Origin of the sequence: Trinickia violacea, assembly GCF_005280735.1 — a bacterium.
Classification (GTDB): Bacteria; Pseudomonadota; Gammaproteobacteria; order Burkholderiales; family Burkholderiaceae; genus Trinickia_A; species Trinickia_A violacea.
The window spans coordinates 109,030-121,170 of record NZ_CP040078.1 but is presented as its reverse complement, the minus strand read 5'-3'; the positions used below and the strand labels follow the sequence as shown (position 1 = coordinate 121,170).

Genomic DNA, 12,141 nt, shown 5'->3' with positions numbered 1-12,141 from the left:
TGGGTCGGTATAAGCAAATCGCAAGATTACCGAAATTGTAGGCCGCGATCCAGGCGCGCCACAACGGGGAATTGATAGGGTCGCAGTGTGGGGACATCCCGGTTGCACAGTGCGGGTTTTCCATCAAGCGGGGATGCCCTACCGTCGTTTGGGGTCCCTCATCCAATGACCCTTGCCTGCAAACTCATGACACTGCACGTGTGAGGGAGTGAAAGCGCCGCGACCTGCGCATCGTGCAGCGCGACTTTCTTCTCGTTTCTGGAGACCAGTATGAAAAGGACTGCAAAATCAAGGATCGGCGCATTCGTGATGACGGGCGCGGCGCTCGCGGCAACGGCGGCGTGGAGCGCACCCGCCGAGGACGCTGCGGCCGTTGCCGATCCTCACGCGCATCATCACATGATGGCGGGCATGACGACGCGCACGACGGCCCAGTACACGCTGCCCTCGGTCGAACTCGTGCGCGACGACGGCAAGACCGTCTCGCTGATCAACGAGCTGAACGATGGCCGGCCAGTGATCCTGACATTCATCTACACCACCTGCACGACGATCTGCCCGATGATCAGCCAGACGCTCGGGAAATTTCAGAGCGATCTGGGCAGCGACCGGGACAAGGTCCACATCGTGTCGATCTCGATCGATCCGGAAGAGGACACGCCGGCACGGCTCAAGGCCTACGCGGCCAGGTTCGAAGCCGGCCCCGAGTGGCAGCACTATACCGGCACGGTCGAGGCGAGCGTTGCGGCGCAGCGCGCGTTCAACGTCTATCGGGGCGACAAGATGAACCACACGCCGGTTGCATTCCTGCGCGCCTCGCCCGGCAAGCCCTGGTTGCGCATCGACGGCTTCGCGACACCGTCGGAACTGCTCGCCGCCTATCACGACGTGACCGCTTCCAATTAGGCGCGCAGCGTCCAGCAAGGAGCGACGAAATTGGAAAAAAAACATCGTGTGCTGATTGCGGAGGACCAGCATCTATTGCGCAGCGGCCTTTGCCACATGGTTTCCGAACTGGACGACTACTGCATCGTCGGCGAGGCGAGCGGCGGGATCGAAGCCCATCGCCTCGCCGGGGAGACGCTGCCCGATCTGATCCTGATGGATCTGACGATGCCGGGTGGCAGCGGCTTCGAGGCGATCACCGCCATCAAGCGCGACTCCCTGCGCATCCGGATCATCGTCCTTTCCGTTCATTGGAGCGAAGACCATGTGCGGGAAGCGTTTGCCGCCGGTGCCGATGGATACGTGGTCAAGGACGCATCGTTCGACCAGCTGGTCCGGGAGATGCGTTGCGTGATGCAGGGCAAGCGCATGGCCGGTGCCGATGCCAACCGGATCTGCGCACACGCGGGCGGATCGCAGGAGGACATCGCGCACAAGGCGAGGTTGTGGAACGCGTTGACCGGCCGCGAGCGTACCGTGCTGCGGCTCGTGGTGGAGGGGCACACCAACCGCCAAGTTGGCGAGTGCCTGAGTCTCAGCCCGAAAACCATAGAAAAGCATCGCGCGAACCTGATGCGCAAGCTAGGCATCAGGAACCTGAACGGCCTCGTGCGCCTTGCGATTGACATGGGCGTGCTGACGCCGCCCCGCGACGAGCATGTGTGAAATCCCTCCAGACGGGGACGGTGCAACTGGGGGGTATTTACCCATGTCTTTGGACGGCACTCCCTACTTCTTGGCCGTATCGACCTGAACAAGAATGCATTCAACGGCTTCAGCGATGCTGAAGCCGTGAGTCGATACAGGGGGAAGCCGTGCATAGCGAATCGACCTCTATCCAACGCGGCATGCAGGAGCCGTCACGGCACTACGTCGGCCTTGCCGCACGCGCGCGTGTGAGCCGCGGCTTCACGCTGCTCGAGCTGCTCGTCGTGATGGTCATCATCGGATTGCTGGCGGGTCTCGTCGCACCCCGATATTTCGAACAGGTCGGCAAGTCGAACGTCAAGATCGCGCGTGCGCAGATCGTGTCGCTCGGCCAGGCGCTCGATCAATACCGGCTGGATGTCGGTGTGTATCCGACGACCGAAGAAGGTCTGGAGGCGCTCGTGGTCAAGCCGCAGAATGCGACCCGCTGGGGCGGGCCGTATCTGCAGAAAGCGGTGCCGGTGGATCCCTGGGATCGCCCCTATCAGTATCGTTCGCCGGGTGACCACGGCGACTACGACCTGTATTCGCTTGGCAAGGACGGGCGCGGCGACGGCTCGGGCGAGAACGTAACGATCTCGTCATGGTAGGGATGCGTGGCGCGGCTGCGCCGGGGGTGGGTTGCCTGCAAGGAGAGTCGACGTGAAGTACGTGCTGCGTGTCTTCGATACGAATGGCTCGGTCCAGACGCTGCGCATCGACAGCGATTCGTCGACGACCGCCACGGCGCTCGCGCGCTCTCGCGGCCTGCGCGTCGTGTCGGTTCGCGCCGACGGCGGCCGGCAGCGGCATCGTGCGAACCGGCTGGGGATACACGGCGCCCGGTTCAACGTCGAACTCTTCGCCCGCGAGCTCGCCGCGCTGCTTGACGCGGGCGTGGGTGTCGTCGACGCATTGCGCACGCTTGGCGGCAATGAACGCCGGGAGACGTCGGCGCAAGTGTATCGCGACCTCTTGCGCCAACTCGAAGAGGGACAATCGCTGTCCGCGGCGCTCGAGCACGCAAGCCATGTCTTCCCGCCGGTGCTGGTTGCGTGCGTGAAGGCGAGCGAGCAGACCGGCGGTCTCGCCGATAGCCTCACACGTTACTCGCGCAACAGCGCGACACTCCATGAGCTGCGTGCACGGGTGGTGTCGGCGGCGATCTATCCGACGGTCCTGCTGCTCGTCGGCGCGGCCGTGGTCCTGTTCCTGCTCGGTTTCGTGGTGCCACGCTTCGCCAGCCTTCTGGAGCACAGCGGGCGCCAGCTGCCGCTGCTATCGCGCCTGCTGATGGCGTGGGGCGGCATGGTGCATGCGCACGGGTCCGAGCTGACCCTCGGCCTCGCCGTGCTGGCCGCGGCGACCGGCTTCGCGTTGCGCCGCTCGCTCGTACGGAACTGGATCGCCGATCGCTTGCTGGCCCTGCCCGGTATCGGGCAACACTTCCGCGTTTTTCGCCAGTCGCAGTTCTATCGCACGACTGCCATGCTCGTCGACGGCGGCATTCCCGCAGTGAAGGCCTTCGACCTTGCACGAGGTCTGGTCGGACGCGCGGACCAAGCCGCGCTCGCCGGCGCCCTGCAGCAGGTGCGCAACGGCGCGAAGGTCTCGGATGCGTTTCAGGAGGCGGGGCTCGCCAGCGCGATCGCGTACCGTCTGCTGACGGTAGCAGAGAAGACGGGCGGTCTCGGCCCCGTGCTCGACCGGATCGCGGCATTCCAGGAGGCGCAGGTGTCGCGCACGATCGATCTGATTTCGCGACTGATCGAGCCCGCGATGATGATCTTCATTGGCGTGGTAATAGGCGGCATCGTCGTACTGATGTACATGCCGATCTTCGAAATCGCGTCGAGCATTCAGTAGAACGTATTGGGGAAGCGCGTGGATACCGTCATCGCCCTACCGGAAGGCCTTCACGCCGAAGCGCGCGCAGATCTGCGCGACGCACTGAGAGCGCTCGGCGAGCAACATGGTTCCGGCATCCGCGCGCTCGAGGAACTGATGGCGCAGACCTCGCTCAGCGCGGACGAACTGCGCGTGCAACTGGCAGCGCTTTTCCGGATGAAATCGATCGCCATGCGCGAGCTGAATCAGCTCGAACCGGATTTCGAAGTGATTCCGTTCGTCGACGCGACAACCCGCCTCTGCGTGTGCTTCCACGATCCGGACGGCGGCAATGGACTGCTGTTCGCGATCGCCGATCCGCTCGATGCACGCACGCGCGGCTGGGTCGAGCATCGGATGCGCTCGCGGCCCAGCGTCCCGTATCGCTGGGCGCTCGCAAGCGCAGGAGACGTCAATGCGTTTCTAGCCGTGCGCGAAAAGGACGTCCGCGCGATGGACTCCCTCGCGTTCGACGACCGGATCCAGAACACGGTCGATCCGGCCTCGCTGGCGTTGACGCTGCAGGGCATCAGCAGCGACGACAGTCCGGTGGTCAGACTGCTCAACTCGACGATCTACGACGCGCTCAAGATGATGGCGAGCGACATTCACCTCGAATGCCGCGCGAATGGGTTGATGATCAAGTGCCGCGTGGACGGCGTGCTCACCGTGGTCGGCCGTGCCGAGGGTCGCGACGTCGCGGACCAGGTGCTCTCGCGCGTGAAAGTGATCTCCGAGCTCGACATCGCGGAGCGGCGCGTGCCTCAGGACGGCCGTTTCAAGGCGCAGTACGCGGGGCGTGAAATCGACTTCCGCGTGTCGATCATGCCGAACCAGTTCGGCGAGGATGCGGTGCTGCGGATCCTGGACCGCTATCAGCTTTCGCAATCCGCAGGTGGTCTGACGCTCGAGGCACTCGGCTTTCAGGAGGGCGACACGCGCTTCATGCGCACGATCGCATCGATGCCGTACGGGATGCTGCTCGTCACGGGGCCGACCGGCAGCGGCAAGACAACGACGCTCTACGCGATCCTGACGGAAATCAACAACGGCCTCGAGAAGATCGTGACGATCGAGGATCCGGTCGAATACCAGCTGGGCGAGATCCTCCAGATCCCGGTCAACGAAGCGAAGGGACTCACGTTCGCACGCGGACTGCGCTCGATTCTCCGGCACGACCCGGACAAGATCATGGTCGGAGAAATCCGCGATCCGGAAACGGCGCAGATCGCCGTGCAGGCCGCACTGACCGGGCACCAGGTGTTCACGACCGTCCACGCGAACAACGTGTTCGACGTGATCGGCCGCTTCACCAACATGGAGGTCGATCCGTACAGCTTCGTTTCCGCGCTGAATGGCGTGGTTGCACAGCGCCTGTTGCGGCAATGCTGTCCGGACTGCATGACCGAAGACACGGTCGACAAGGAGACGCTCATCCGCTCGGGAATCGACCCGGACACAGCGGGCAGCTACCTCTTTCGCCGCGGCGCCGGCTGCGCCGCATGCCGCGGCAGCGGGTATCGCGGACGACGTGCGATCGCCGAGGCGCTGCGCATGAACGACGAGCTGCGGCAACTGCTGTCGGAGCGCGCGCCGCTCGGACACATCAAGGCCGCGGCGATGCGCTACGGCATGCAGACGCTGCGCGTCGCCGCGATCGATCTCGTGAAGCGCGGCGAAACGACACTCGAGGAGATTAACCGTGTCACGATGGTTGAATAGTCCGCTTGCGATCGGAGTCGGCACACGCGAAATCGTCGTCGGGGTACGCGCGCCCGGACGGTGGCGCTCGCGCAAATACCTGCCGCCCGCGGAGCCGGCCTGCATCACGATTCCCGATGACCAGTACGGCACCGAGTCGGGCCTGCTCGACGCGCTGCGCGCGGCTCTCGTCACCACGTCCGGCGCCGCTGCGGATGACGCAGATGAGAAAGCGCCCCGCGATGCGATGTCGTCGACGCGCAACGCACACTTGGTGCTGGACGATTTCTGGGGCAACCACGCGATCTTGCGCGGCGACTTTCGCACCCTGCGAGCGCGCGAGCTCGAAGAGATCGCGCTGGCCCATTTCACCGATACCTATGGGATTGCCGGCGAATCGCTGCTGGTGCGCTTCTGCGTGCAGCCAGGCGGCCGTGCGCTGTTTGCGAGCGCCATGTCCCGCGCGCTTCATGACGGCATTCATGAAGTGAGCGCCACCGGAGATGTCCGAATTTCCAGTTTGAAACTGGCTCTTCCGGAAATGCTCAATCGCTTCGATGTCGCGGCGGGCGGCGAGGCGCTGCTGATGTTCGTCGCCGAGGAGTTGATGCAGGCCGTGATGATCGAGCAGCGCGGCTGGGCCGCCTATGACGCGCAGCGCCTCTTTCCTGGCGATGCGGGCAACGCTTCGCGGCTTGCCGAACTGGCCGAGCAGCTGTTCGAACGCTCGGCGACTCGTGCGGGCCTCAAGCGGGAAGATTGCACGGTCTATCTGTTCGGGAACGACACCGACCCGGCGCCGTTCGAAGCGCGTTTTGCGGCTGCGGTGCGGCCGGCACAACCGGCGGACAGCGCACCCGCCCGTCGGCTGATGGAGTATGCGCAATGATCCAGATCCTCGATATCGACTTCGGCAGGCGCCGTGTCCGCTCCGCGACGAGCGGCTTGATCCTGCTGTGCGCCGCGGTTCTGCTGCTGCTCGTATGCGGCGCGCGGCTTTGGCATGCGCATGCCGAGAACGATCGCGTGCAGGCGGAGCTCGACGCCGTCCGGCATCGGACGCTCGCGCAGAAACACGCGGTGAAGCCGCCGCCGACACCGGCCGCCAAGCAGGCGGAAAAGCAGAGCCTGTCGATACTGCGCGAACTGACTGTGCCGTGGCAGGACCTCTTTTCGATCGTGGAAGATTATCCGGACCATGATGTCGCGCTGATCGGCATCGACCAGAACCCTGCGCAGAGCCAGATTCGCATCACGGCCGAAGCGAAGAATGTCGACGCGATGATCGCGTACCTGAAGTATCTGCAGACGAGCGTGCTGCTGCGCGAAGCCGTGCTCAACGATCATCTGGTCGAGACCAATGTGCCGGGCAAGCCGGTTCGTTTCCAGATCACTGCCGTCTGGAGGAAGTCATGAAAGCGGATCAACTCCGGGACATGCTGCTGACACTGCGGTTCGAGCTACGTCGCTCGTACGGCCTGCCTGGACTCCTCGGCGCGCTGATGATCGTCGCGGCAGCCCTCATGTGTGCCGAGATCTCCAGCGTGGACGCCGATACGAAGGAGATGCAGGATCCGGCGCGGCTCGCGCTGGCGGCCAAGGCGCAACATCTGGCCGACACGCGTAGCGTGGAGGGGGACGCGATAGCGCTCGACGCCTTGCCGGAGCTGTTCCCGCGCTTTTCGCAAAGCGCGGATGATATCGCGGCGATATTCGAGCAGGCGCACGGCAGCAATCTGACACTTGGGTCTGCCGAGTACCAGGTGAACACGGATGCGGGCACGCGCTTCACGCGCTATCAGGTGATGTTGCCCGTCAAAGATCAGTACAGCGCGATCCGGCATTTTCTTGCGTCGGTGCTCAACAGCGTGCCGAATGCAGCGCTACGGGAAATCCATGTCGAGCGTCCCGCGGTGGACGGCAATATTCTCGACGCGCGGGTGCGCTTCGAACTGATTTACCGGAGCGCCCAGCCATGAAACGCGCTCTGCGCATGCGTGTGCTGCTGGCGTTTTGCGGATTCGCTGCCGCCGGGGCAGCGTATCGCGTGCTGGTCGCGGCGCCCCAGATGCCAGCGCACGTCACCGTGCTCGACAGCCAGCATCGCAACGACGCGCACGCGGGGCCAGTTGCCATGCACCGCATGCTCGCGTCCAAGGCAGCCGTAAAGACCGTGGCGCCGGCATCCGCGGCGCACGGCGCGGCCGCCAGCATGGTGGCGGCGACGCCCCATGCGAAGCTCGCCTCGTTGCGCGCGCCGCTTTCCGTCGAATCGGCCCACGATCCATTCACGGCTTCTTCGTGGCTTCCGCCGCCGCCTCCCGTTGAAGTGCCGGCCGCACCGGTGCGGCCGGCTCCCCCGGTCGCGCCTCCCGTGCCTTTTACCTACGTGGGGGAACTCGACGCAAAGGCGGACAAGCCGCAGGTTTTTCTCAGCAACGGTGACCAGTTGCTGATCGTGTCGCCAGGCGATGAGATCGATAGCCAGTATCGCGTCGAGTCGGTGTCGGAGTCGGACGTGGTGCTGACCTACCTGCCGCTGCACGAAAGACAGGTGGTATCCATTCCAAGAGAGGACAAGTGAATGAAAACCTCACGCACACGGGGTGCGAGCCGCGACGAGGACTGCGGCCCATCAACACGCCTCTCGCCAGTCGTCCTGTTCCATGTCCAGTGCTCGGGCGCGACGCAGGTCGCGAGAAGGCGTGCGCTTGCGATTGCCGTGTCGGTGCTCGCCTTGGGTGGCTGCATGCACGTCCCGAACATTCATGACGATCCGACCAACGCACAGGTGAAGGTCGACTATCTGAACCAGCGCAACAGCCAGGTCGACGCGCTGCTCGACCAGGCCGATCTATTCCGCCAGCACTACCAGTTCGACGAGGCGGTCCAGCGACTCTATATGGCGAACGAGATCGACCCGACCAATGAGCGCATACGCAAGATCGGGGCGATGATCGATCAAGACCGCAAGGATCTGGCCATCCTGCAGGAGGCCGAACGCATGATGAAGCGCGGCTCCTACGCGCAGGCGGCTGATCGGGTGCACCGCGTGCTGGTGGAGAACCCGACCAATACCCTCGCGCTGCAGATGCAGAAGGAGCTCGACGAGAAGCGCAGGCAGCAACGCGCGGAACGGGACGACAAGCTTGCCGCTTCGTCGATCATGCAGAAGCCGGTGACGCTGCAGTTTCGCGACGCGAACGTGCGCATGGTGTTCGAAGCGTTGTCGCGCACCACGGGGCTGAATGTGATCTTCGACCGCGACGTCCGCGCCGACCTGAAGACGACGATCTTCGTGACGAACGCGTCGGTGCAGGACACGGTCGACATGATCCTGATGCAGAATCAGCTCGACAAGAAGCAGCTCAACGCGAATACGCTTTTCATTTACCCCGCGACCCCCGCCAAGCAGCTCGAATATCAGGAACTCAAGGTACGCACGTTTCAGTTGTCGAACGTCGACTCCAAGCAGATCCAGCAATTGCTGAAGAGCATTCTGAAGATCAAGGAGGTCGTGATCGACGAGCGTGCGAATACCGTGACGATTCGGGGCACGCCGGACACGATCAAGGTTGCCGAGGAGATGATCGCCGCGCAGGATCTGCCGGATCCCGAGGTGATGATGGAGGTCGAGGTGCTGGAGGTGACGCACGAGCGCCTCTCCGATCTCGGCATCGACTGGCCGAACTCGTTCACGGTGTCGACCCCGAGTACCGCGGATACATGGGGCGCGCTGCATCATCTGCCGGTCAATTCGCTGAACGTCAGCAGCCTCTCGGCCACGGCGAACTTCAAGCTCACCGACACCGATGCGAACCTGCTTGCGAGTCCGCGCATCAGGACACGCAACCGGGAGAAGGCGCGGATCATGATTGGCGACAAGGTGCCGGTGATCTCCAGCTCCAGCACGCCGAGCACGAGCGGCCCATCCTTTACGCAGTTGATTCAGTACCTCGATGTCGGCATCAAGCTAGAAGTGGAGCCACGGGTCTATCGCGACGGCGACGTCGGCATCCAGCTGAATCTCGAAGTCAGCAACATCACGAATACGATCTCGAGCAACAATCCACAGGGCTTGAATTCGCTCGCCTATCAGATCGGAACACGCAGCGCATCCACGAGTCTCCGCCTACGGGATGGCGAAACCCAGATTCTCGGCGGCCTCATCTCGGATGCGGACCGCAGAACTGCCGACAAGGTGCCGGGTCTCGGGCAATTGCCGGTACTAGGGAGGCTGTTCTCCAACCACCAGGGCGACCACGTCAAGACCGAGATCGTGTTGCAGATCACGCCGCACATCATCCGGCCGCAGCTTGCAGCCGATGCGGACACGCAGGAATTGTGGTCGGGCACCGACGTCAATGTGCACGCCGACCAACTGCGGCTGGATCCCGTCATGGCGAGCGCGGAAACGTCCGTGGTGCCTGCGGCGAAGCCGAGGCCCGGCATGGTCGGCGGCGGCACGGTAGGCGGCGCGTCGCCGGCAGCGAGTGCCGCGGCGGCTGCCGCGCTGCCGTCCCCGTCGAACGGCGCGTTCGGGCAGATGGCGCCGGCGCCGCGCACGACGCCGCCGCCCGAACCGTACGGTGGACGCTTCTCGAGATCGCCTGCACCGCAAGCGGCTCCCGCAGGGCAGGCTGCCCAGAGCGCGGCGCCGGCACCGGCTGCGCCGCCGGCCGCGGATCAGGCGGGCGGCGAAGCGGAGCCGGGCCCTGGGGCCGCCGAGACACCGGCGCCCGCGCCGCCCGCCGCACCGGCAGCGCCGCCAGCATCGCTGCAGATGCCGCCTGGCACCATGCCGAGCGATAACCCGCTTCGCTCGATCCAGAACGGGTACTGAACCGTGGCCACCCGAAAGAGCGCGATGCGCTTGCACGGCGCAGGCCGGCTCGATCAGCGTGGATTTACGCTGATCGAGCTGGTGATCACGCTCGCGCTCGTGGGCATCCTCGCGCTCGCGATCATGCCGTTTTCGGAACTGATCGTGCAGCGTCAGAAGGAGCAGCAGCTGAGCGATGCGTTGCGCGAGATCCGTACCGCGCTCGACGCCTACAAGGAGGCGAGCGATACCGGTTTCATCGACAAGGAAGCGGACGCATCCGGCTATCCGCCGACGCTGACCGTACTCGTGACCGGCGTGAAGAACGCCAAGGATCCGAAAGGCGGCCTGCTGATGTTCCTGCGTCACGTGCCGCGCGATCCATTCTTCAGCGGCGACCCGGACACGCTTGCCGAGGAAACGTGGAGCGTGCGGGCCTATGGCGAGCCGCCGGACCAGGCGGCGGGCGGCGACCCGGCCATCAGCAGCGAACAGGCTGGCAAGGATGTGTTCGACGTGTCGTCGAAATCCGAACGCGTCGGCATTAACGGTATCCCGTACAAACAATGGTGACGCCGCATCATGAAACCCGCTCACACGCACAAGACCCGCGGCTTCACGCTGATCGAACTCGTTGTCGTGATGGCCATCATCGGCCTGCTTCTGACGATAGCGGTGCCGCGTTATATGCACAGCATCGAACGCGGGAAGGAGCAGGTCCGGCAGCAGAACGTCGCGGTGATGCGCAATGCAATCGACCAGTACTACGGGGACAACGGTCAGTATCCCGAGACGCTCGACGAACTGGTGGCGAAGCATTACCTGCGCGCCGTTCCCGTCGACCCGGTCAATGGCGATGACAAATGGGCTGTGATGGCTTCGCCGGACGAAACCAAGCCGGGCGTCTACGATGTGGCGCCGGCGAGCAGTCCGCAGGGTGCGCCGCCGCGCGCGGACGGAGTCGCCAAATGAGCGGCACCGCCTGCTCTTCGCGCGGCGCCGGGCCCGCGAAAGCGCGTGCGAGGCAGCGCTTGGGGCCACGTGCTGCGCGTCAGGGCGGGCTGGTGCTGCTGGCGCTCTTGATCGCACTGATGCTGATGTCGATCGCATTGGCCGGCGCGCTCGACGTGTGGTCGCTGCAACGGCGCCGCGAGCAGGAGAAGCAGCTGCTGTTCGCCGGCAACCAGTACCGGCAGGCGATTCTGCGGTATTACCGCGTCGGCCGGGCTTACCCCGCATCGGTCGATGACCTGCTCAACGACACCCGCTTTCCTACGCCTTTGCATCACCTCCGTCGCCCTTATCCGGATCCGATCACTGGCAAGAATGATTGGGTGTTCATGATGTGGGGCAATCGTTTCTACGGTGTCTTCAGCAGATCAGAGGTGGCCACCATCAAGCGCGCGGGATTTCCACGCCAATACGAGGACTTCGAGGGCGCAGAGACCTATCTGGGGTGGAAGTTCCTTTATCTGGCCCCGGGCCTGCGAACCGCGCCGCCCAGCGCTGTTCCCGCCGCGCCCGGGATTGCGGCCAGCTTTCCCGCCCTGTCTGGCTTTGAGGGGGGATATCTGCCGGGCCAGCGGCCATCCGGCTCACGGTGACGCGTGACGTATTCGTCCCGCTATCGCCGGAACACAACTAACTCTTTTAGCGTCTCGCCTATTCGCCATGCTCAACCGCCACCGTCAGAAGATCGGTGCCTGGCTTGGGATGCTTGCCATCCTGTTGAGCGTGGTCGCGCCGACGGTGTCTCAGGTGCTGCGCGGAGCCTATGGCAACGTCGAGCATCACGCGCACCATCTCCATCACCATCATCAAGCCGTCGAGGTCGCGTTGGATGCCCATGCCGGGCACCACCATGGCTCCGATTCGTCGCCGCTGTGCGACGCGTGCCCGTATTGCGGACTGATCGCGCACTCGCCAGCCTTGCCTAGCGTGGCCGTCGCATCGAGCGTCGCGCCGCTGCGTCCTTCCTTTCCTCCACCCCTCGTCACCGCTGCGTTCCGCCCGTACACGGTGCTGTCGCCGGCTCAGCCGCGCGCTCCTCCCGACTGGTCCTGATCTTCGAAGACGTTTTCAGCCAATGCGGTGATGCC

General features: G+C 64.3%; 14 protein-coding genes. All 14 read left to right on the top strand.

The features are described from left to right. The first annotated feature begins 270 nt into the window (after nt 1-270). Entirely contained in the window at nt 271-906 is a 636-nt protein-coding gene (locus FAZ95_RS22585; RefSeq protein WP_137334768.1) for an SCO family protein, read from the top strand. A 48-nt stretch (nt 907-954) separates the two neighbouring features. After that, nucleotides 955-1,611, top strand: a complete 657-nt coding sequence (locus tag FAZ95_RS22580) for a response regulator (protein WP_137334767.1) — start codon at nt 955-957, stop codon at nt 1,609-1,611. 182 nt (nt 1,612-1,793) lie between these two features. Beyond that, on the top strand, nt 1,794-2,243 hold the full coding sequence (gene gspG, locus FAZ95_RS22575) for a type II secretion system major pseudopilin GspG (protein ID WP_137337550.1): 450 nt from the start codon (nt 1,794-1,796) through the stop codon (nt 2,241-2,243). Nucleotides 2,244-2,295: 52 nt separating this feature from the next. Next, the gene (locus FAZ95_RS22570) at nt 2,296-3,498 is read left to right on the top strand and encodes a type II secretion system F family protein (RefSeq protein WP_137334766.1); all 1,203 of its coding nucleotides are present in this window, start codon (nt 2,296-2,298) and stop codon (nt 3,496-3,498) included. A 138-nt stretch (nt 3,499-3,636) separates the two neighbouring features. Further along, on the top strand, nt 3,637-5,241 hold the full coding sequence (locus tag FAZ95_RS22565; protein WP_437437808.1) for a GspE/PulE family protein: 1,605 nt from the start codon (nt 3,637-3,639) through the stop codon (nt 5,239-5,241). Then, nucleotides 5,222-6,109, top strand: a complete 888-nt coding sequence (locus tag FAZ95_RS22560) for a hypothetical protein (RefSeq protein WP_137334764.1) — start codon at nt 5,222-5,224, stop codon at nt 6,107-6,109. Before FAZ95_RS22565 ends, FAZ95_RS22560 begins: the two co-directional genes overlap by 20 nt. After that, the gene (locus FAZ95_RS22555; protein ID WP_137334763.1) at nt 6,106-6,636 is read left to right on the top strand and encodes a hypothetical protein; all 531 of its coding nucleotides are present in this window, start codon (nt 6,106-6,108) and stop codon (nt 6,634-6,636) included. The genes FAZ95_RS22560 and FAZ95_RS22555 overlap by 4 nt, the downstream gene beginning before the upstream one ends. After that, the gene (locus FAZ95_RS22550; protein WP_137334762.1) at nt 6,633-7,199 is read left to right on the top strand and encodes a hypothetical protein; all 567 of its coding nucleotides are present in this window, start codon (nt 6,633-6,635) and stop codon (nt 7,197-7,199) included. Before FAZ95_RS22555 ends, FAZ95_RS22550 begins: the two co-directional genes overlap by 4 nt. After that, nucleotides 7,196-7,804 (top strand): hypothetical protein, encoded by a 609-nt coding sequence (locus FAZ95_RS22545; RefSeq protein WP_137334761.1) that lies wholly within the window; start codon nt 7,196-7,198, stop codon nt 7,802-7,804. Before FAZ95_RS22550 ends, FAZ95_RS22545 begins: the two co-directional genes overlap by 4 nt. Then, nucleotides 7,805-10,063 (top strand): type IV pilus secretin PilQ, encoded by a 2,259-nt coding sequence (locus tag FAZ95_RS22540; protein ID WP_137334760.1) that lies wholly within the window; start codon nt 7,805-7,807, stop codon nt 10,061-10,063. A 24-nt stretch (nt 10,064-10,087) separates the two neighbouring features. After that, nucleotides 10,088-10,615 carry a type II secretion system protein gene (locus FAZ95_RS22535; RefSeq protein ID WP_137337549.1) on the top strand — a complete coding sequence of 176 codons (528 nt, stop codon included), beginning with the start codon at nt 10,088-10,090 and terminating at the stop codon, nt 10,613-10,615. A 9-nt stretch (nt 10,616-10,624) separates the two neighbouring features. Further along, on the top strand, nt 10,625-11,014 hold the full coding sequence (locus FAZ95_RS22530; RefSeq protein ID WP_137334759.1) for a type IV pilin protein: 390 nt from the start codon (nt 10,625-10,627) through the stop codon (nt 11,012-11,014). Next, nucleotides 11,011-11,646 (top strand): type II secretion system protein, encoded by a 636-nt coding sequence (locus FAZ95_RS22525; RefSeq protein WP_367873177.1) that lies wholly within the window; start codon nt 11,011-11,013, stop codon nt 11,644-11,646. Before FAZ95_RS22530 ends, FAZ95_RS22525 begins: the two co-directional genes overlap by 4 nt. Before the next feature lie 67 nt (nt 11,647-11,713). Next, on the top strand, nt 11,714-12,106 hold the full coding sequence (locus FAZ95_RS22520) for a DUF2946 domain-containing protein (RefSeq protein ID WP_137334758.1): 393 nt from the start codon (nt 11,714-11,716) through the stop codon (nt 12,104-12,106). Nucleotides 12,107-12,141 lie beyond the last annotated feature (35 nt).